22 protein-coding genes and 1 pseudogene are annotated in these 18919 nt (G+C 55.4%); 6 read left to right on the top strand and 17 right to left on the bottom strand.

Annotated elements, in window-relative coordinates:
- The 8 genes and pseudogenes from Q0602_RS03185 to Q0602_RS03150 form a co-directional block, all read right to left on the bottom strand.
- Positions 1–429 (bottom strand): SNF2-related protein (locus Q0602_RS03185; protein WP_298838813.1); only part of this gene is annotated, 429 nt, incomplete at its 3' end.
- Between the two features lie 170 nt (positions 430–599).
- A pseudogene (locus Q0602_RS03180) lies at positions 600–1700 on the bottom strand (DUF6094 domain-containing protein); the annotation flags it as partial.
- Positions 1701–1715: 15 nt separating this feature from the next.
- Positions 1716–2306: a hypothetical protein gene (locus Q0602_RS03175; RefSeq protein WP_298838809.1), complete on the bottom strand. Its 591-nt coding sequence runs from the start codon at positions 2304–2306 to the stop codon at positions 1716–1718.
- 84 nt (positions 2307–2390) lie between these two features.
- Positions 2391–2669 carry a hypothetical protein gene (locus tag Q0602_RS03170; protein ID WP_298838803.1) on the bottom strand — a complete coding sequence of 93 codons (279 nt, stop codon included), beginning with the start codon at positions 2667–2669 and terminating at the stop codon, positions 2391–2393.
- A 75-nt stretch (positions 2670–2744) separates the two neighbouring features.
- A complete protein-coding gene (locus Q0602_RS03165; protein WP_298838800.1) occupies positions 2745–3899 on the bottom strand; it encodes a DUF3275 family protein in 1155 nt (384 codons plus the stop codon).
- Between the two features lie 106 nt (positions 3900–4005).
- Positions 4006–4398, bottom strand: coding sequence for a hypothetical protein (locus Q0602_RS03160; protein WP_298838796.1), 393 nt, complete (start codon positions 4396–4398; stop codon positions 4006–4008).
- An 84-nt stretch (positions 4399–4482) separates the two neighbouring features.
- Positions 4483–5010 (bottom strand): hypothetical protein, encoded by a 528-nt coding sequence (locus Q0602_RS03155; protein ID WP_298838793.1) that lies wholly within the window; start codon positions 5008–5010, stop codon positions 4483–4485.
- A gap of 104 nt (positions 5011–5114) precedes the next feature.
- Positions 5115–5339: a hypothetical protein gene (locus Q0602_RS03150; RefSeq protein WP_298838790.1), complete on the bottom strand. Its 225-nt coding sequence runs from the start codon at positions 5337–5339 to the stop codon at positions 5115–5117.
- 636 nt (positions 5340–5975) lie between these two features.
- Between Q0602_RS03150 and Q0602_RS03145 the strand changes: the two genes are divergently transcribed.
- The 5 genes from Q0602_RS03145 (at position 5976) to Q0602_RS03125 (ending at position 10876) form a co-directional block, all read left to right on the top strand.
- The gene (locus tag Q0602_RS03145; protein WP_298838787.1) at positions 5976–6698 is read left to right on the top strand and encodes a hypothetical protein; all 723 of its coding nucleotides are present in this window, start codon (positions 5976–5978) and stop codon (positions 6696–6698) included.
- 54 nt (positions 6699–6752) lie between these two features.
- The gene (locus Q0602_RS03140) at positions 6753–9419 is read left to right on the top strand and encodes a TrlF family AAA-like ATPase (RefSeq protein ID WP_298838784.1); all 2667 of its coding nucleotides are present in this window, start codon (positions 6753–6755) and stop codon (positions 9417–9419) included.
- Between the two features lie 339 nt (positions 9420–9758).
- Positions 9759–10103, top strand: a complete 345-nt coding sequence (locus Q0602_RS03135) for a toxin (RefSeq protein WP_298838781.1) — start codon at positions 9759–9761, stop codon at positions 10101–10103.
- Positions 10100–10414 carry a helix-turn-helix domain-containing protein gene (locus Q0602_RS03130; RefSeq protein ID WP_298838778.1) on the top strand — a complete coding sequence of 105 codons (315 nt, stop codon included), beginning with the start codon at positions 10100–10102 and terminating at the stop codon, positions 10412–10414. The genes Q0602_RS03135 and Q0602_RS03130 overlap by 4 nt, the downstream gene beginning before the upstream one ends.
- Before the next feature lie 129 nt (positions 10415–10543).
- Positions 10544–10876, top strand: coding sequence for a hypothetical protein (locus Q0602_RS03125; RefSeq protein WP_298838773.1), 333 nt, complete (start codon positions 10544–10546; stop codon positions 10874–10876).
- 26 nt (positions 10877–10902) lie between these two features.
- On the opposite strand, the gene Q0602_RS03120 is transcribed toward Q0602_RS03125, so the two are convergent.
- Genes Q0602_RS03120 through Q0602_RS03100 form a run of 5 tightly spaced genes read right to left on the bottom strand, consistent with a single transcriptional unit; the run spans position 10903 to position 15653 of the window.
- Positions 10903–12432, bottom strand: coding sequence for a conjugal transfer protein TraG N-terminal domain-containing protein (locus Q0602_RS03120; protein WP_298838770.1), 1530 nt, complete (start codon positions 12430–12432; stop codon positions 10903–10905).
- Positions 12429–12806, bottom strand: coding sequence for a hypothetical protein (locus tag Q0602_RS03115; RefSeq protein WP_298838767.1), 378 nt, complete (start codon positions 12804–12806; stop codon positions 12429–12431). The genes Q0602_RS03120 and Q0602_RS03115 overlap by 4 nt, the downstream gene beginning before the upstream one ends.
- Complete coding sequence (locus Q0602_RS03110; protein WP_298838764.1) at positions 12803–14248, bottom strand: hypothetical protein; 1446 nt, start codon at positions 14246–14248, stop codon at positions 12803–12805. The genes Q0602_RS03115 and Q0602_RS03110 overlap by 4 nt, the downstream gene beginning before the upstream one ends.
- Before the next feature lie 2 nt (positions 14249–14250).
- On the bottom strand, positions 14251–15219 hold the full coding sequence (locus Q0602_RS03105) for a TIGR03756 family integrating conjugative element protein (RefSeq protein WP_298838761.1): 969 nt from the start codon (positions 15217–15219) through the stop codon (positions 14251–14253).
- Positions 15216–15653, bottom strand: a complete 438-nt coding sequence (locus Q0602_RS03100) for a TIGR03757 family integrating conjugative element protein (RefSeq protein WP_298838758.1) — start codon at positions 15651–15653, stop codon at positions 15216–15218. Before Q0602_RS03100 ends, Q0602_RS03105 begins: the two co-directional genes overlap by 4 nt.
- Before the next feature lie 79 nt (positions 15654–15732).
- Between Q0602_RS03100 and Q0602_RS03095 the strand changes: the two genes are divergently transcribed.
- The gene (locus Q0602_RS03095) at positions 15733–16185 is read left to right on the top strand and encodes a hypothetical protein (protein WP_298838755.1); all 453 of its coding nucleotides are present in this window, start codon (positions 15733–15735) and stop codon (positions 16183–16185) included.
- Positions 16186–16200: 15 nt separating this feature from the next.
- Here Q0602_RS03095 and Q0602_RS03090 read toward each other — a convergent pair whose 3' ends face one another.
- From Q0602_RS03090 to Q0602_RS03075, 4 genes are read right to left on the bottom strand one after another with little or no spacing between them, the layout of a single operon-like run.
- Positions 16201–16980, bottom strand: coding sequence for a DsbC family protein (locus tag Q0602_RS03090; RefSeq protein ID WP_298838753.1), 780 nt, complete (start codon positions 16978–16980; stop codon positions 16201–16203).
- Complete coding sequence (locus Q0602_RS03085) at positions 16977–17633, bottom strand: hypothetical protein (protein ID WP_298838750.1); 657 nt, start codon at positions 17631–17633, stop codon at positions 16977–16979. The genes Q0602_RS03090 and Q0602_RS03085 overlap by 4 nt, the downstream gene beginning before the upstream one ends.
- A complete protein-coding gene (locus Q0602_RS03080) occupies positions 17633–18163 on the bottom strand; it encodes a DUF2726 domain-containing protein (protein ID WP_298838747.1) in 531 nt (176 codons plus the stop codon). Before Q0602_RS03080 ends, Q0602_RS03085 begins: the two co-directional genes overlap by 1 nt.
- Entirely contained in the window at positions 18160–18903 is a 744-nt protein-coding gene (locus tag Q0602_RS03075) for a hypothetical protein (protein WP_298838744.1), read from the bottom strand. The genes Q0602_RS03080 and Q0602_RS03075 overlap by 4 nt, the downstream gene beginning before the upstream one ends.
- Between the last annotated feature and the right edge of the window lie 16 nt (positions 18904–18919).

The raw sequence follows: 18919 nt of genomic DNA, 5'->3' as shown, positions 1-18919 counted from the left end.
CGCCAGCGTATCCGGCCCGTTGAGTACCCAGACCCGAGCCTCGGGCACCGTCTCGAGGATCTCGCGCCGCCACTTGTAGACCAGGTGCGGCGGAGACACGATCAATGATCGACGATAGCCTTCGGTCGACATCACGGCGGCGACGGCGATCGCCATCATCGTCTTGCCGGTCCCCATCTCGGCGTTGATCACGCCGGCACGCTCGTTCTGGTCCAGTAGCAGTGCGCAGATGGCGTGAACGACATCTGCCTGTGCCGGGAACGGTTGGCGTGCCAGCGCGTTCATTACCGCCTGTCGCGCGGGATTCCCTCGACCGTCATAGACCGGGGGGTGGGTGTGATTGAGCGTATCCAGAAGCCCAGCGCCGAACTCGTCGATGAAATCGTTGAGCGCGATGAGGTTATCCGATGCTGTGCATGTCATGTTCATGTCCATCTCCGAAAGAAAACGGGCAGAACACGCCCCACGGGCAATGTTCTGCCCGTGGAGGGTTGGCTCGCTCAGTGAGCGAGCATGGTGGTTTATGCCGCTTCGGTATCCGAGTCGGCGGATCCAGGTTGTGCCGGCTCGTCTTGCGCCGGCGTTGAGGTGATCTTGAAAAGCCGCCCCTTGTCGGGAGAGTTTGGCGTCACGTCCCAGGCCATAATGGCTGGGACGAAACGGTCGGTCAGAATTCGACGCTCACTGATGTTGCCGTCAGCGTCTTCACTAAACTCGACCTTCGCCGTCTTCTCCTTGAAGGTGTCGCCCTTCACGACCAATTGACGCCCCGATCGGGCCGTCACAACGCCCGATATGCCTCCTGCTGCCAGTGACAGCGCAAGGTGCCAGCTCGAAAGCTGACGCAACGGACGTCGCTGCGTGCCCCCTCCTGTCCAGAAAGCCAGGTTGAAGCTCGGCCAAAGGCCACCTAAGCGACCTATTTCCTGCTCCAACTGTTCAGGCTCCAGGGAGACCCGGTAGCAGTGTGGCGTGCTGCTCGTTGCCGGCGGCACGTCATAGGGTTCATCACACCAGGTCAACGGCAACGGCGCGGGCTTGAGTTCTCCCGATCCGATCCGCTGCAACAGCTTCCTGGTCTGCTTGGCCTGATCGTTGGCCAGTAGTGCATTACGCTTCGTGCGAACGCCGAAGACGACGACCTGCTGGAAGGTGTCGATCGCTGCCTCGAACGCGGTAACGCGATCGAAGTGTTGGCTGACCCAGCCCGACAGCTCATCATCGAAGACGTATCGGGGCACGATCATCATCAGGATCCCGCCGTACTGCAGAAGGTGAACACAACGCTGGTAGAACAGCTTTTCCAAACGCTGCCTACCTTTGCCCGCATACCCCTTGCTGCCACCGGTCTCGCTGACAAGATCGCCGTAGGGTGGATTGAAGAACATCATCCCGAACGCGCGTTGAGAGATGACGGTATCCATCAGATCCGACTGGATGCCGACATCGACCAAACCCTGCATGTGGCGAGCTCGCTCAAGATCGTATTCGATACCGTAAGCATCGGTTCGATCTCGGCCTAATCGGTGAGTGCTTTCTAGGATCGCGTGGCCTTCGCCGGCACACGGATCCAGGATGCGTACCCGCTGATCGTGCGAGGTGTCCAGTGCATTCAGGACACGATCGATCGTGTCCTCGTCGGTCGGGTAATATCCGTTCTTGGCGAAATTGCGCGCCAGGCGTGGAAACATCAGAGCCATGGTGGCCTCCTGGATTTATTGCGTGGCGAGATCGCCGGAGTGGATGAGCTGACCGATGGCGTCCTGGACGCTGGTCAGTGAGAGATCGATCCAGACGCCAGATAAGCTCCCTGACGCCTGATCGAGCATGCGTATCGCACCGTGCTCGAGGAGCAACTGAACAACCATGGGTTGCCAGTGATCGAGCAGCGGATACGCGGCGAGATCACGCAGGCGTGTCCAGAGCATCGCGCTCTTGTCCTGGCGTGAGTCACGTTCGTTGAAGATGGCGTAGCACTGACGATTCGCCCGATCGGGATCCTGGCAGCGCTGATCGAACAGCCAGAGATTCAACAGGCTGCCGAACCGGGTGCGCTGATAAGTCCTCGTCGTTCGCTTTGCCAGGCGATCGCGATCGATAAACAAGCGTTCGGGGCGATCGCTCACCACCGTCAACCTGTCTAAACCGCCCTCGCCCATAGGCAACGTCAGCTTGGCCATCAGTTCGTGAATGGCGGTATCCCGCCCCCATAGAGAGAGGAATACCGCGCGCTCGCCATCGGCGAGATAGCGATCAATGAAAAGCTCCGGCGCTTCATCCAGCCGCCATAGTTTGGGTGCAGTCATGCTCGCCTCCATCGTGAGTTGCCAAAGATGGGGCGAGCAGCCCCCATGGGCTGTCGCCCCATGGGGTTGGTTGAAAGGTCCGAGTCAGTTCGACTCGAAGCGCCGCGCGTGCGAGTTGTAGCGCCTGGCTTGGCTACCCGCGCGAATCGGCGTCAATCCCGCTTGATAAATCTCCGTCAGGTATTGCCCTCGGAAGTCAATGGCGGCCTCGGCAGCCCCCTCCGGTATACCTTCTCCCACAAAGAATGCGACCAGTTCCTGATCGGTCGCGATCTCATTGTTCGAAAGCAGATCCTCAATAGTTTGAAGCTGTGAATCCGTGAGTTCGACGAACCGTGGATCCATGTGGTGTCGATCGTTCATTCCAATCTCCTTGGAGAATCAATGACGAGCGATCCCTCCCCGGCGGAAAGGAGTCCGCCCGTCGGGGAAGGTGGATTACGCCGCAACGGCTGTGGCGTAATTCCAGGTTTGAGTTGACGCGTCGAACACGTAGCCAAGCTGTTTCAGACGAACCGTCTGGGCTCGGAACGTGCCGCGATCGACCGTGGGATCCAGCTTGACGCTATCGCCCAGCGGCCACTGATGGCCGAATAGTTCGATGTCCTGGTCATCGACGGGAGGACGCTTCGGCGGAGCCTCGGCAGTCTTCCGGTCAACGGTGTCAGGCGCATCGGTCATATCCGGTGCATGCCACTCGGCATAGGCTTGCTTGAGAAACTCAGCCGCGAGCCTTGCCGCACCCGACGCCCGAAAGATGGCTTTCTTATCCTCCTTCAACACCTGAATCCAATTGGCGATGTAGAAGTTGTCGAAAGCCTCGTTGCGAATGCCAAAGTGACCGCACATGAAGGCGCTCCCCATCTGAGCCACCAGTTCTTCAAAGGCGTATTCCGGCGTACCGAAACCGTTGAAGTCCGTGATGCCCGGACGGGCCAGGCGCGATCCATGCCCTGTCGCGTGCGTGAGTTCATGGAGTGCGGTGCTGTAGTAGCCTTCCGCATCGCGAAACCGCTCCTTTGCCGGCAGCAGCACGCGATCTTGAGTAGGCATATACAGCGCCCCTTCACAATCGCGAGAGTGAACCACCCGGATGCCGCAGCCTTCGATCATCTCGTCCAGAGCATCAATGTTCTGGATGCCATCGACGACATTGGCAGGAGCATTCACGATCTCGGCGGGAAGGCCATCGCACTGATCGATGTTGAACAGGTTGAAGCCCCGCAGGATGGCAAAATGCTTCTCCCTGGGGTTCCCCTCCTCGTCCAATACGGGCTCACCGTCATCGTCGACGATTTCCCGCTTCATCGGTTTGTAGAAACAGGCGAGCGTGCTGCGCTCACCCTTACGGACCGTGCCGCCGGCCTCTTTCGCCTGGCGAAAGGTCAGCCATCGATCCTGAGAGAACTTCTGCTGCTCGGCCATCGTCCACAACAGCGGCACATTGATGCCGCTGTAGGGACGCCCGGAGATGGCGTTGGACGGCGTGACGAACGTCCTGCCGCCTTCCCAGGGTTTGCCAACCCACGGTATGTTCCCCTGCTCCAGGGACGACACGATTTGGTCCGTGATTGCTTGGTAGATATCGGCCATCGTCAGATCCTCATGATGACGACCGAGACCACCCCCACCGGGAGCGAATCCCGGTCGGGGTGAGTGATCCCGGTAAGCCGGGATCAGGTTTGTGATGAAGGTGTCCTCAAGCGGCCAGGCTTTGCCGGCCAGCCAGTGAGAACACCAATGCGTGCTTGTTCCAACGGCGCTCGATCTCCGCATGGATCTCGAGACGCAGTGGCTGTCGCCAATCACCGGTGCTGGGGATGGCCGTTATGTCGAAATCGAACGAACGACTCCCCTCCGGTGCAGCAGCGAGTCCTTCACGCGCTTGGTCTATGAAAGCATCGAGGCGATCCAGCCAGTGCAAGGTCAACAGGATGTCGTCATGCACTGGCGCGTCGACGAGCATGGCCACCTCATTGATGAGGGGCTGCTCCATCATCACCATTACGTCGCGGCGCTGGGGACATAGCCCTCGGCACTGCGCTTTGGTCGTGACGTCGATACGGATGTTGCGGCTGTAGGGTGCTGTCATGGTGCTTCTCCTTGGGAACAAAAATGGGGAAGCACCTCCCCCATTGGGGAAGAAACTTCCCCAATGGGTGGATACCGCTTGGTGTTAGGCAGGCAGGACGGTGGCCTTCCAGGTATTGCGATGCGAATTCACCGTGCGGTGATTTACAACGCGGCCCTGGTCATTACGGACAGGCTGTTTGACGACGACCGCTTCTCGACCCAGAAACTCGAGGGCAACGTCATCTCCAACCGCCAGTGGTGTCTGATGCGCAACGCGCTTTAAATCGACACCCCACAAGGTCTTTTCCGCACCACGGTCGAGCCGTAGCGTAATGAAGTAACTCGGGTTATTCGCCTCATCGAACTCGAAAGGCGCTTCCCCCAGCTTGAGTATCTCGCCTTGGAAAGCCGAGCCTTTGATCGGAGTCTTGTTCCCGCCCGAAGACGAGTCGGAGGCTTCCGAATCAGAAGCCCCGCCCCATGCCATCTGAACGATCCCCAGAGCCTTGAGCACGAAAAGAATCGCCAGCGTCAGCCAGGTCCACCGGAGTGCATCGGGCAGAACAGAAGGCAACATCAGCGGTACGAGTACCGATAGCAGCAAAGCGCGAGAGCCTTTGAATGGATTCATGATGTATCTCCAGTGGATAGCAAGGAGAAACACCATCCCCACAGGGGAAGTGTTTCCCCAAGTGGGTGTGATCGACAGGTGTCGACCAGTCGTAGAGTCAGGCTTTAAGCGAAAAACTTGATCGCCGAGAGGAAAGCAACGGCAGCGACCAGCATGCCGCCAAGACGAATCGTCAGAGCCTGGGACAAACGCTGCTCCAGCTCTTTCAAATCCTGCTTGGTTGCCAGGTCACGCATATCATCCTCCAAGGCATCAACCACCGCTCTTGCCTTGTCTGCAGAGACGTTGATGTCGCGCAAGGCGTCATACAACGGTATGGCGTGTTTCATGGGAATCTCCTGTTGAAGCGGGAGACTCCCTGCCAGGGAAATCTCCCTGGTGGGTAGTGAGGCAGCATCCAACTCTGGCGAGCGCCGCGTTTCAGGATGCGTTGCGGCGTTGGGATTGCCCCGGAGGGCTAAGGGCGCTGCTATTACCGTCAGCAGCCAACGTGGTACAGCACAAGGATAGCCAGATAGCGATAGCGGAATCAATATCCCCTGCCCCATCACCCGGCCTCGTGAGCATGCCCCCCTCCCTGTTCATCGCATCGAAAGTGAAGCAAGACGTGGAGATTAGAAAATTAGTCTATACGACCTATTACACAATGAGACATTGCACTACATTGGATGCAGGGAACGAGTATTGAAATGACGACGCGATAGGCATCCGCGTTCGCGGTAGCCGTGGCGGGTTTCGACCCAAAGCGGACGTACTGGGCGAAGTCTGCGTGCATGTTCATCGATGTTGTGCAGCCGGCACTATGATCGGTGTTATATTAGCCACCCCGTACTTAACCTTCCTGTTTTTCAATAGGTTATGGTGAAAAAGGCGCGCAGCATAACATTATTGAACGTGCCTGTGCGTTCATTCAATATCAGAGTATTCCATCTAACACCTGTTAACAGGCAAGGCAATTCAGGCCTATGAGCAAGACTAAAAAAGAAACTACGACCGAGAGCATTACTCCTGTACAGTACTCAGAGTATTTTCGAGGGAAGGAAGATAAGGCTCTTGAGCGAGCGCAAGATATCCGAAAATTCGAAATCGATCTCTACTGGAAGCGGGCTACCTATTTCTGGACCTTTATCGGCGCCACTTTGGCGGGCTTTCTAGCTATACAAGCATCAGGAGCACAGAATAAGCAGGATCTGTCTGTAATTCTATCCTGCTTGGGTGTGGTGTTTTCCTTTGCGTGGCTCTGTGTTAACCGGGGCAGCAAGTTCTGGCAGGAGAATTGGGAAAAGCACGTAGATATTTTGGAGAACGAAGTCACTGGGCCACTCTACAAGGTCATTTTGTCTCGGAATTTGGACGATTACACAAAATCAGAGAAGGTTCGCGATTGGGTAACTGGCCCTAGCGCTTTATCAGTTTCGAAAATAAATCAGCTCATTAGCCTATATGTGTCTATTTTATGGGTACTACTGCTCTGGTATTCCCTCCCCCCTTTCGACTTTGCAGCTCAGGCCAACTGGTTCTACTGTGGATTAATAGGCCTGTCGGTAGCTACGTGCGTTTCGTTCGTGTTCAAGCTTGGCAGAACATACAGTGGCGGATATTGGCATAATGCAGAGCTGCGTAAGTCTCGAATAAAACCAGCTAACAATCAAATGCAGCCGACGCCGAAGGACGGAGTGGCTGATTAGTGGCGTTAGGCCGTGCGAACTTTCTCAGATTCATTTTGAGTTTAAGGAGATAAAATGATCGGATCAATTTGGAACAAGTGGGATTTACATATTCATTCTCCCTATACTCATCAAGAAAATCAGTTTGGCAACACGACTATTGATAATTATGTGGACAAGTTAATTTCATCAGAGATAAGCTTGATTGGCGTTACAAACTATTTCTTTTTTGAAGCTGGTGAGCTGGATGAAATCAGAGAAAAAATAAGAGAAAAGAACGCAAAAATCACAGTTTTAGGAAATCTTGAATTTCGTATCGATCAGCAAAATAAAGATGGCGAATGGATAAATGTCCATTGTATCTTTTCGGAGGATCTTAGTACTCAGAAAATAAATGACATTCTGTCGACACTAGCATTATCTAATACTACTTCTGATAGAAAGAGCATATATTGTTCTCGACAATCTATTGCTGATTCTCAATCTAAGCTATCTGAAACAATAGTGAATTTCGAATCATTGGTTAAACATCTTAACAAAAATTTAAAATTTGGAATAGACTTTCTAATTGCTGCTTGTCCCAATGGTTATGGCGGGTTTAGGCCTGATATGACAGAGGGACGCTCATACGCCGTTGCTTTAGAAGTAGAAAAAAGATGTCAAATAATACTTGGTAGACCCCAAGATCGAGATTTTTTCTTAAATGAAGATAGATATCCGTTTGCGAAACAAAAACCCGTCTTTTATGCTTCCGACTCACATGATATAGAATCGGTTGGCGCAACATACTCATGGGTTAAGGCTAAACCGACTTTCGAGGGGTTGAGGCAATCGATTATTGAACCAGATCTTAGAGTACAACAAACAGACGACTTTGTGGAAAAGCAGTACATAAAGCCTTGGTTTAAATCTGTTGAATTGGGCGGAAAGGTGTTTTCGGGAGAGGAGATTGCTTTCTTTAGTCAGACGATTCCACTAAATCCAAACCTAGTCACGATAATTGGCGGGAGAGGAACTGGGAAGAGCCTTTTTCTAGACGCAATGCATTCAAGATTTAATCATCGAGCTGAGCACTCTAACGCTCGTAAAGTGAGTGGGGAAGGGCTTTGTGTTGAACTGGACCAAGGGGATGGAACAGTATTAAAGTTTAATTCTTCATCTAATACCTATTCATATTTACATGTATCTCAAGGAGATGTTCAACATTTTAGCCAAATTCCTGATGATCTAAGCGATGAAATAAAGAGAATGCTTGGAATTTATGGGGTTGACTTTGACTCTGTTAGCAGCTCAGAAATTTCAAGAAATTTGAGCGATTATAGAACATTCGTTGAATACTGGGAAGATATTGATTCTCAAGGGCAGCGTATTAACACACAGCAATATCAGCAAAATGTTATTGATAGTAACACCCAGCTAATCGGTACTCTTACCAACCCGCAGAACAAGCTGCTAATTGAACAGTACCAGAGTAATTCCAAAAGCATTAACGAGAAAAATAAATACATTCATGAAGCAAGAGCTTCGTTAGCGCTCATAAATCGTTACGTGAAAGAGATCAATCAGAGTATCACAAATTTAAACTTAAACGTTCTTTCTCTAGAGAAATCAGTTTTAATTGATGACTTTGCTCTCAAAGATCCAATTGGCAAAAACATTGAGTCCTGTAATGCTGCGATTGAAAAATTAAAAAAGAGTAATGATGATATTGCTGGACAGTTTCGGCAGCAAGGTATTAATCAAGATATATCATCGTTGCTTAACAAAGTAACTGAGTATCAAAAGTCTATAGATCAGGCGTCAGCGAAATTGGAGGAAATAAATCAAAAGACCTCTAATTACCACGAGTACATCAAAAGGCGTGGTGATCTGGCCTTGTTATACAAGCAACATTTGGATATCCAAAAAGAGAATATAGATTACGCCTTTCAAAAACTTAAAGCTAAACAGCCGAGCTGGAATAGTGAGCAGAATGAGCTTGTTCAAAGTATACTCTCTGATATACATATTGATGGCCGCATAATTTTCAATGCTGCTCGTTTTTACCAAGGCATCGAAGAATGCGTGAATAGAGGTAAATTTAGGGGTACAAGTGAGAGATCGACTTTTGAAAGATTGCAAGAAACATTTTGCGTCAATTCAGCGGAAGATTTCTTTAATCTCTTGGCTAATGAAAAAATTATCAATTGTGATGGTGAGCCAATCAACATAGAGGATTTCTTTTGGAAGTCTGAGTTTTTCAATAAAGGTGGGCGCTTCGAATTATTGAATTACCTCTTTTCACCTGCAAGTATTAAAAATTATCTTTATGCTAATGCTGATTTTCAGTACAAAGGTAAAACGGTCAATAAGCTGTCAGCTGGTCAACGAGGTACATTCTACGTCTGCTTGAAATTAGCGACAGATCCATTTGGTAGTCCTTTTGTGTTTGATCAGCCAGAAGATGATTTAGATAATGACTTTATAATGTCGCAGCTTGTGCCTCTTTTTAGAAAAATCAAAAAGTATCGCCAAGTGATTATTGTGACTCATAATGCTAATTTGGTAGTTAATACAGATGCTGAGCAAGTGATTATTGCTGTAAATCAAGGGGAGAATATTCGCTACATAGCCGGCTCTGTTGAAGATGGAAATGTTAAAACGAATACAGGAATAAGATCTGACATATGCAACATTTTAGAGGGTGGCAGCTATGCTTTTGAGAAAAGAGAACGCAAATACGGCATACAGGAGTTAGCCTAACAATTGCAGGCAAGCTGACGGCGTTTTCGTTACGCTTTCGGCTCCACTACAAAGCTGCGGTTGATGCGTGCGTTATATCAGCATGGTCTTAACGTCCGCTTCTGGCCGGTAGCAGCCCTTTGGCCCTTTCCCTCGTCCAGCCCTTTGGGGGTTGCCCTGACCACCAACTGGGTAAGCCCCTTCCCCTTATTCCCCCTTCCCTTCAAACCCTTTGCCTGAGCCGTTTCCCCTTTCCCTCGTTGCCGCGACCAATGATCGAGCCCATGACACAGTGATGCTAGACAGGGGATACTCTAGCGGACGGTCTCTTCCAAACCATACGCAGATAGCGTACAGTACATGAATGCACTCTTCATAGAACTACCGCCTTTCCAGCGAGTCATGGCCCACTACTGGGCTGACGAGACCTTCCGTGAGTTCCAGCAGTACCTCCTCAAGCAGCCTCATGCGGGCGAGGTGATTCAAGGTACGGGAGGACTACGCAAGGTCCGCTTTCAAGACCCCTCTCGCTCAAAAGGTAAACGCGGTGGCGTCCGAGTCATCTACTACTGGTGGGACGGCGGGAAGCAATTTTGGCTATTCACGATCTATGGTAAGGATGTCCAGGACGATCTTGCACCTGAGCAGAGAAAGGTGTTGAAGCAGTTACTTGAAGTCGAGATCGACGCGAGGAAACGAAAATGACCAGGAATATCTTCGATGAGGTACTTGAAGGCTTTGAGGCCCTTGCCGATTCGCGGAAAGGAAAGCGGACGCTGAGATCGCACTCAGTCAAACCATCCAGCTTGCCGGACATTACCGCCCGAGACCTGGTTCAAACACGCGAAAAGCTGAATATGTCTCAAGGCGTCTTTGCCCATTACCTACGTACGAACCAGCGGACGCTGGAGAACTGGGAGCAGGGTCGATCGAAGCCCAATGCACAGGCGCAGACCCTAATTCGGCTGGTACAGCGATACCCGCAGACGATCGAGCATCTCGCCGAACTAGATTGACACAATAGAAGCCTATCCAGGTAAAACCTCACGACAAAACAATTTTCCCACGAACACAGCTAAAATTGCACTGGTCCAGAAAACGGCCTAACCTGATAATCAGATGCGTCTAATGCAAGGAGGTATCCCATGAGCATCAAAAAATGGCTCTGGAACGACAATGCCTCTGACCTGGTGAACCGCCGGGGCGGTGGCAGGGTAATCGACGAACAGCACCTGGACGCTGCTCGCGAAGCCGTGCGTAAGCACGCCCCCATGGCCAAGCAGATCACCCGTGAAGCCTTCAAGGCAGCAGGTATGGCGCTGGGCGCGCTGGCGAGTGCGGCAGCGTCTACGCCATCACGGAAGTCTGACGAGGATTGGTGGGCCGACGCCACGGTTACTCCCCTATCAGATGGATATCATGCATCTGGCCCCGAAGGGCCTGGCTACTATGAAAATGGTTTCAAGATGGGGGATTAACTACCCCATCTTGACTCAAATCTCGACTAGCCCTTCGTCGCTGCTTTTTTAGCAATATCAGCGCCTTGATCTCCGGCATTCTTGGCGCCAGAAGTCCCATCTTTAATGCCAGTCGATACAGCACTACCGATACTCAGTCCGGCCCACGAAAGCACTCCAACCCATATCGCAGGCAGGATCAAAAACGTTGCCCACTCCACGAACAGCAGCGGCAGTCGGTCGTAGGTGTTCTGTGCCGCCGCGAGGAAACTCATCTTGGTGGCCTCGGAGTTGTAGATCAGATCCACCAGGTTCGAGTTGAGCCAGCGGGCCAGCTCCCACCAGAACGTCAGGAACCAGAGGGCAAACAGCCCAAACGTCGCTGTCCCAGCCACCTTGAACGAGTAGCCCGAGATCGTCATCACGAATGGCAGGCAAATCACCACGGCCATGATCAGCAGGTACTGCACCATCGGCAGCGCTCGTTTCACCATATCCATCCCGACCTTGCCGGTAGCCCCTGCGACAGCACCACCAATGCCACCCACCGCCGTGGAAAGGACGTCACCAACATCATCCAGCGCCCCACCATCAAGGTTGCCATAGCCCCGGATGGCCGATGACTGATTACCGTTGGCCGATCCCGCTCGCTCGCTAATCATGCGGCGGATCACATAGTCTTCCGCATCGCTGCTGGAGAATACGGATCCGAAGCTGTCCCAGAACCCCGGCTCGACTTGCTCATGCAGACGGGCATAGAGGCCACTACCTGGTGCTGTCCACCACTCACGACAGCTCGGATAGCCAGGTTGCCCCGGCCCCGTACTAGGACGCGCCTGGTCACGGCTAGCGTTGTACGGAAAGCCCTCCACGGGGCGGCCGGCGTAGAACGAGTCGTAATACCCCGGCGTGTCGATGAAATACTCACTGCCCAACCAGTCGACATCCATCCCCTCGGTGGCATTGATCGTGCCACCCTCCTGGAACAGCCGGTTGCGCGCTGCGCCATAGCATTGACGCTGGAATTCCCCGACCTCGCGCTTGAGCCCCGGATCCGTAATCGATTGCGCATCGACCTCGGACGTTACAGCGATCAGATCCGGGCTACACGGAATGCTGGAAACGGCAGCATTGGTCATTCCCTTGGAAATGGCATGCACGAAGGCCCACCACAGCGGAATATCGGCGGATTCTCCATCGATCGCGTTCAGCGTGTTGCTCCCCCACTCGCCCTGCCCGATGACGGCGACACTACACTGGGAGCCGTCCGCGTTCTGGCGCTCGATGTTGTTGACCGGATTGATCGATAGGTTCATCACCGGCAAACAGGTCACGGCGTAGCAGATCACCATGGCGATTAGCCGCGTCTCCAGACGGGCGACCAACAGCACCCCCTTGTTCCCCTCGTCCTCGCCCTCCTGACGCACCTTGAACCACTCGGACGCGATCAAGGCAATGAACGGAACGAAGGCGATGCCCGTTTGCATCATCACGGACCACAAGGCGTTGTTGATGACCCAGCCCATCAACAGAAACACCATCTCCAGATAGTCGGAGACGTTGAGATCGGCGGTCATTGGCCACCTCCCATCCAGTCGAGCAGATTAAAGAGTTCGATGGCCACCATGACGCCGATCGCGTATCGCTCCAGTCGCTTCAAGCGCGATCGGGCTTCTACACCGCCATCGGCATCTTCCTTCAGCCGGCGAATCACTCGGGGTCGCCAGAGCCGTAACCAGCTCAGGATCACCCCGGCATAACAGATCCATCGCCACAGAAATAGCCAGGGTGAGGCTTGGCCCCAAGCGGCTTGGAAGGCAGCCTGACTGCCCATCATGCGAACACCCAGGGCGACGATGACGCCGCATACCACGAAGGCTCCGATCAGGGTCAGGCCAAAGACCACGAACGACGGCCACTGACGCGGATTCAGCAAGCGAGTGAGGGTCATGAACCGTCCCCCTCAGTCGGACGACCTCGCTCATCGAGTGCCGGTGTCGGCAGGGTCGTTTCATCCGGGCTGGATCCCACCGCCCGATTCGCGGCACGCTTGAGCGCCGACATGGCGGCGTTGCTTGCCAGGGATTGACGAATCTCCATCTCGCTCTTGAGCAGGGCAATGTCGCGATTGAAGCCGTCGATCTTGCGATCGAGCGCCGTCATCCCTTCCTCGTTATTCTCGATCCCCGGATCGCTGGTGCCGGCCATCAGCATGCGTCGGCCCCACATCGCCTTGGTTAGCGTCCTGGCCAGCGCCATCTCGCTCGCCAGACGCTGGGCGAGCAGGCGGCCCTGGGGATCGGAACGCATTGCCTCGATCACGCCTCGGGAAACGGCTAATCCATCACCGGCTGAGACCTCATTGAGCTTGGCCTGGGTGATCTCGCCTCCATTGAGCATGTCCACCAGGTTTTCGTGGATCTCCTGCTGCTCCTCTTCAAGCTCACGAACCAGCCCCGTCCCCGCGACACTCTGGCTTTTCTCGCAGCCGTTACAGGTGCGAAGTTCGGTATCCCCCACGATCGATTTGGTCCACTCGGCGGCTTCTTCGGGAGAGCCCCAGATCGTACACATACCGCCCTGGCAATCACCGCCGCCGCCTCCGCCGCCGCCGCCAGAAATACCGCCGCCCCCAATCCAGTCACCGCTGGACGTGGCGACAGATCCCCAGCCACCACCGCCGCCCGAGACGGCTTCGTCGGATGTCGGGTCGGTACGACCGTAAAGCAGGTTGTAGCCGGCCTTGGCGGTGTCCTCGACGACGCGAACCGGCTCCTGGCCAGCACCGCCTCGGCGCTGGCCACCGACCCAGGTGCGGCCATTGTTGCCTGCTTCCTCTTCCACGGTTTCCTGAGCAGACACCGCATCGGTATTGGATGAGGCGACGTCTTTCCAGTTCTCCGCCATGGCGGCTTGCTGCATGCGGTCGCCCAAGGTAGCGTCAGCCAACTGATTCGCCATGCGCTGACAAGACAACTTGCTCTTGTCGAAGTCCAAGCGTCCCTGCAGGACGCCGTTGGTCAGCAAGTCGTAAAGCGCCGGGTTGGCGCGCTGAATGATCATCGCGGGAAGGCTCGCCACCGCGCCGGTGGCGTTGGAAACCACATTCCCCATCATGTCCTGAAAGCCGTTGGTCACGCCGTTAAGCTGGTTGCTCACCGTCGAGCCAATATCAAAGTTGCCGCAGGAGGCATTGACGTTCCAACCCACCCCGATTCCGGTCACGCTGGGGCTGTGCCCCAGACCTGCCGATGCACCGAAGGGTGCAGCGCACCCGATGTCGTAATAGAGCGCGTCATTGGATTGGGCCACGGCGACTGTCGGCACCCCCAGGGCCACGGAGAGAGACAAAGCGCGAACAACACAACGAGACAGTCGAAAAGGTCGTTTCATGGTTACTCTCCCGTGAACCACAGCAGTTCCTGTCCCCGGCGTTGGCAACACCGATAGGGACGCCACAATGCCCACACGTAATCACCGGGCTCGCGAAGGTTATGGTCCTGGCCACCGTCCGGGAACAGCGAGCAGGACATCGTGAGATTGGGTTCGAGGCGCTGCCACTTGTGAGTATTGTCATCTCCCTCCATCACCGGATCCGGTGCCCAGAAACCGCTTTGTGGGGAGTCATGCGGGGTCAGCGGCTGATAGACATGAGGCTGCCCTTCTCGCGTCACGATGTCCGCCGCACGCTGGGCAGTCGTGGCCGCAACCTTGTAGTCGTGGTACTGCGACACAAACCCACTACGTGGGTAGATCGGGCTCCACAGATCGCCAGGCGCGCCCATCTCCCTCACGCCTGGCGTCAGCGCCTCGGGGTACGCTGACTCGGGAATTCCCGATCGCCAGGCGAGCGCATCCAGCGTCGAGATAAAGTAGGGGTTGAACGGAACAGTCGGGCCGCTACACATGTAGCCCAAGTCATATGGACTACCCTGGAAGTAGCTGTAGAACCCAGGATTCCCTGGATGCCCCAGCACATCGACATTCTTGAAGTGCGTATTCGAGTGGCGCGTCGCCGCCTCTTCGGTGGTACGCCCACCACCTAGTGCATCCCCCAGTGGCGGGGAAAGGTAAGCGATCTCCGTCCAGGGGTTATCGCCGGTATTCTCGTAAGACGACACCACCATTTCCGGCACATAGTTCTTGACGCGAATCGACGTCACGACCGTGCAGCCCCAGATGCCACAATTCAGCCACGCGCAGATACCGATCACTTCGTACTCGAGACAATCGAAGCTCAGGGCGGACGCCGCGATTTCCGGTGTCGTAATCGCCTTGGCCGGCGGCGCAGACAACGCCCCAGCAAAGGTGAGCACCATTACCAATCCGAACCCCATCACGAAGCGTTGCCATTGATGGATCATTGGCCAGCCTCCTGGCGCTTGGCCTGGTCGATGGTCGAAAGCGCTCTTGCCACATTGGGCTCGCCATAGACCACGTACTGACCATCCACGACCACGGCAGGTACCTTCTCTATACCCAGCATCCAGGCACGGGTCAGACCGGTATAGGCGGATTGGTAGCGGGCCTTCATCTCAGGCCAATCCGGTCGGGAAACCCGCTCCCTCATGGCCTGTCTTGCCTGATCGGGATCACCGGGCAGTCCCTGGGAGATTTGCGCATCCAGTCGGGCAGGCGCATCCAACTCCACGATAGGGGTGTTTTCCGGTGCATTGGTGACGGGCAAACCCGCGATGGTGAATACCTCGACACCGGCGCTCGCAGCGCCAGCCAGGCTCATGAGGGTGAAAGAACAAAGGGTTCTAACGGCCAGACGCCGTAGGTGTGATCGAGGCATGGCTGACTCCACGCGCAGCAGATGGATGCAGCCATCAGGTGTACCGGGGTGAGCGGGAGTCGGCAGTAGAGAATGTTAAATGGATTGGATAGGGTTTAACGCCATTCCCCGGCAAGGAGCCAAAGCGTTGACTACTCCGTTCAATGAAGCCGTTCATAGTTTCCTGGCCCGTGCGACGTGTGCCTCCGCCGTCACCGCGTTCGCACTTCGCACTCTGACAACGCCATCAATTTCGTGTTTTTTGAAGCTGCTTCTGCTCCCACTATTGGCCATTGCTATTTACGCCATGGTTTCCAGTGTTACGGCGTTTGCCAAATCAGTCGTTCCAGTCCCCTCAACACCAAAACCACTCAAGCCCTTGCTGGAGTCAAAAGGGATGCAGGGCCTTCGGGATAACCTCCCCGCGTTCCTTCGCGAGCTACCCAGCCACAAAAAATACGTGATAACCAAGATCGCCATTTACGCGATTGTGGAAATAGGCATGGTCTGGATGTTTGTGATGGCATTGGCCGCAATTGGGTTTGCCCACTGAGGACCCGACAGCGGCCTAAGAACCCGCGCTCTTAATCCCCTGCACCAGCTTGTCGGCGGGCATATACCCCTCGCCCATCTCGCCATTCGGTAGCACGATCGAGGGAGTTCCCTTCACCCCAAATTGCTGCCCCAGCGCAAAGCCTCTCGACACAGCCGCCGAGCAGCTCTCCGTCGGCGTGTCTTCCAGCGCTCGCCCCTGGAAAGCAGCGGTTATGGCGTCCTGGGGGGATGTCGAACACATCACCTGAGCCAGTTGACGTGCGCCTGGGGACTGGCTGCCCTCGCGAGGAAATGGCACGTAACGCACCTCGACGCCGGCAGCCGTCAACTGATCGATCTCTTGATGCAGCATTTGGCAATAGTGGCAGGTCGTATCGGTGAACACGGTGATCGTGCCGATCGACGCCCCTTGGGCCGGAAACACCACCGTCTCATTGGCATCCAGTTTGGATAGTTGAGCCAACCGCGCTTCCCGATCACTTTGCTCGGTCAGGTTGATCAGTCCCTGCGGGGCGTTATCAAAGAGACTGCCGAGCACCATGTAGCGTCCATCGGCATCACTGTAGACCGTATCGCCGTTCTTCAATCGCACCTCATAGATCGGTCCCTCGAGCGGCACAGAGCGCACCGAATCTGGCGTGAGGGTCTGGCCATTGATCGTGAGCGTCTTAAAGGACTCAGGGACAGCCGATGACGATGCAGCGACCGGCGAACTCTCGTCGGCCACAGCCGACCCCATCAAGACCAGTGATAGCCCAACCCCCGCCAAGAGTGACTTAGCTAGACGTTTCATTGCAGCGCCTCCAGGCATGACAAGGCGGCTTCGCCGCCATAGGTTTCCAGCGTCCAACACTCTCCCAGCGTGATCGCCGGAAGCGTCAACGCTTCCCGTATGCTCAGCTGCCAGGCATCGTCTCGAGACCCGCTCTCGACCCTCGCCTGGCGAGTCGGGGAAACGCCCGTCGCCTGTAGCCGAGACACGCGGTTACGGCCAATTTCCGGGGACTTCCCCGTCCCGGCGAATTCACTCAATGCCCACCAGTTGGCCACGTCCATGGAATAGGTCATGCCCGGTCCGCCACCAAACGTCAGGTCGAGTGTGTGCGTCACCTGAAAGCGCCCCGGCATCCGCTTCGTCACCTCCCCTGCCACCGCCCAGCGGAAGGTCACTTCGCCACGGTCGGTATCAGCCGGCAGCGCAATCAGCGCCCCCAGATGGCACGCCGCAGAGCCGCCCACGAAGTAGAGCCGGTTGGGATAGGGCTGGCGAATCGACCAACCGTCTGCTGGAGAGATCGGGTCGTCACGCCAACTCACGGATACACTCAACGAGATGTCCTCGACGTCGATGCGGTCGAATGGATCCACCTGCAGGACCGGCAGCAAGTGGAGCGTGCGCTCCCGCGCATCAACGCGCACTGCGTCAGGGAGAGAGAGATCCTGCATCAGTCCGATCCTTCTGTATTCGAGCTAGCAAGATAGGGCGAAAGCTGCTGACGAATGTCGTCGACATCGAACCGCCCCTGCGCCGGAAAACGCAGGAGCGGCAGCTTCGCCGATGAAAAGGCTCGATCAATGAAACGATCGCGGCGCTTCCGATCGCCGCGCCGATGACTGCGGTCATCGAGCTCGATGACCAGGAGAATGCGTCCACCGCCCGGCTCACAGACCACCAGGTCGACGTGCTTTGAGCTGATCACCCGAAAATGACGCCACCAGCGTTGATCCCTCGCATGACGCTGGCGAAACGCGACGTCCAGGACGTCCGCGATACGGACTTTGCAGGCAAGGTAATAATCGGCACCGATCGCACGCGAGACAGCTTGATAGAACGCCCGCTCCATGGGGGTGTTGAGCGTGTCTCGACGCTTGTACGGTAGCTTGATCTTGCCGCTCATCTGTCGCTTGAGCAGCCACAGGCCGCTGGCGACGAGCAGGGCAATCAACACACTCAGGGTGACTAGTTCAGTGATCATGCGCTCTCTCCGTTTAGCTTCGGATCGGAGTAGAGCCTATCGCCTAGAGAAAACGCAAAGGCGGCGAAGAAGGCCAGCAACGGAAAGGCGGGAATGGATAACCACGGTGTTTGCACTGAGCACAGAGCCAACACGACCAGAGGTACGCTAATCGCCCAGGCTGGCACCAAAAGCCCCTGCAGAACCTGGCTGGCCTGCCAACACTGCTTGACGAGCCCGACCAGGGTCTGACGAGACGTCAAGACCAGGTAACCCGCTACCCAGGCCCATCGGCAGCAGACCAGCGAGGCCGCCATCATGAATAGCATCGCGGCATGCGCCTTGTGCCATGGCGCAAGCGTCACCGTGGAGAGCGGAGGTAGACCATCGTTCCCTGCGCCAGGGGGTAATGGCAGGCTGTCGCTATCACTCAGTCGCTGGGCCGGATCCGCCATCAACAGCAGCCCGAATAGCGCACCACCGATGGCCAGGAGCACCGCGCCCCAGGCACACCACAGCACCAACATCTGCCACAACGCTCGCAGGTCATTGAGCGTGGCCTGACGGGACGTGCGGACCTCACGGGTCAGCGCCGTCGCCCAGAGTTGCAGGAAAAACGCCACGGGTGGGAAGGCCCACCAGAGTATGCTGGGGTGGAACTTGAGTACGGCACTGTAGAGTAGCGTCAGCGCCAAACCGATGGTGATCAAGACCGGTGCATGCAGCAGGATAGCGATCGCGCCCTTCGCGGTCGCTATCACGCTGACGCCAGGGAGC

Source organism: uncultured Salinicola sp., from assembly GCF_937921195.1.
Taxonomy (GTDB): Bacteria; Pseudomonadota; Gammaproteobacteria; order Pseudomonadales; family Halomonadaceae; genus Salinicola.
This window is presented reverse-complemented; position numbering and strand designations above follow the sequence as displayed.

Excerpts from the sequence above, each read along its gene's own strand:
- Q0602_RS03130 (WP_298838778.1), top strand. The coding sequence starts at position 10,100 with ATGACCAGGAATATCTTCGATGAGGTACTTGAAGGCTTTGAGGCCCTT.
- Q0602_RS03140 (WP_298838784.1), top strand. The coding sequence starts at position 6,753 with ATGATCGGATCAATTTGGAACAAGTGGGATTTACATATTCATTCTCCC.
- Q0602_RS03175 (WP_298838809.1), bottom strand. The coding sequence starts at position 2,306 with ATGACTGCACCCAAACTATGGCGGCTGGATGAAGCGCCGGAGCTTTTC.
- Q0602_RS03100 (WP_298838758.1), bottom strand. The coding sequence starts at position 15,653 with ATGCCTCGATCACACCTACGGCGTCTGGCCGTTAGAACCCTTTGTTCT.
- Q0602_RS03125 (WP_298838773.1), top strand. The coding sequence starts at position 10,544 with ATGAGCATCAAAAAATGGCTCTGGAACGACAATGCCTCTGACCTGGTG.
- Q0602_RS03085 (WP_298838750.1), bottom strand. The coding sequence starts at position 17,633 with ATGCAGGATCTCTCTCTCCCTGACGCAGTGCGCGTTGATGCGCGGGAG.
- Q0602_RS03135 (WP_298838781.1), top strand. The coding sequence starts at position 9,759 with ATGAATGCACTCTTCATAGAACTACCGCCTTTCCAGCGAGTCATGGCC.
- Q0602_RS03145 (WP_298838787.1), top strand. The coding sequence starts at position 5,976 with ATGAGCAAGACTAAAAAAGAAACTACGACCGAGAGCATTACTCCTGTA.
- Q0602_RS03110 (WP_298838764.1), bottom strand. The coding sequence starts at position 14,248 with ATGAAACGACCTTTTCGACTGTCTCGTTGTGTTGTTCGCGCTTTGTCT.
- Q0602_RS03115 (WP_298838767.1), bottom strand. The coding sequence starts at position 12,806 with ATGACCCTCACTCGCTTGCTGAATCCGCGTCAGTGGCCGTCGTTCGTG.
- Q0602_RS03095 (WP_298838755.1), top strand. The coding sequence starts at position 15,733 with ATGGATTGGATAGGGTTTAACGCCATTCCCCGGCAAGGAGCCAAAGCG.
- Q0602_RS03170 (WP_298838803.1), bottom strand. The coding sequence starts at position 2,669 with ATGAACGATCGACACCACATGGATCCACGGTTCGTCGAACTCACGGAT.
- Q0602_RS03165 (WP_298838800.1), bottom strand. The coding sequence starts at position 3,899 with ATGGCCGATATCTACCAAGCAATCACGGACCAAATCGTGTCGTCCCTG.
- Q0602_RS03160 (WP_298838796.1), bottom strand. The coding sequence starts at position 4,398 with ATGACAGCACCCTACAGCCGCAACATCCGTATCGACGTCACGACCAAA.
- Q0602_RS03105 (WP_298838761.1), bottom strand. The coding sequence starts at position 15,219 with ATGATCCATCAATGGCAACGCTTCGTGATGGGGTTCGGATTGGTAATG.
- Q0602_RS03150 (WP_298838790.1), bottom strand. The coding sequence starts at position 5,339 with ATGAAACACGCCATACCGTTGTATGACGCCTTGCGCGACATCAACGTC.
- Q0602_RS03120 (WP_298838770.1), bottom strand. The coding sequence starts at position 12,432 with ATGACCGCCGATCTCAACGTCTCCGACTATCTGGAGATGGTGTTTCTG.
- Q0602_RS03090 (WP_298838753.1), bottom strand. The coding sequence starts at position 16,980 with ATGAAACGTCTAGCTAAGTCACTCTTGGCGGGGGTTGGGCTATCACTG.
- Q0602_RS03155 (WP_298838793.1), bottom strand. The coding sequence starts at position 5,010 with ATGAATCCATTCAAAGGCTCTCGCGCTTTGCTGCTATCGGTACTCGTA.
- Q0602_RS03080 (WP_298838747.1), bottom strand. The coding sequence starts at position 18,163 with ATGATCACTGAACTAGTCACCCTGAGTGTGTTGATTGCCCTGCTCGTC.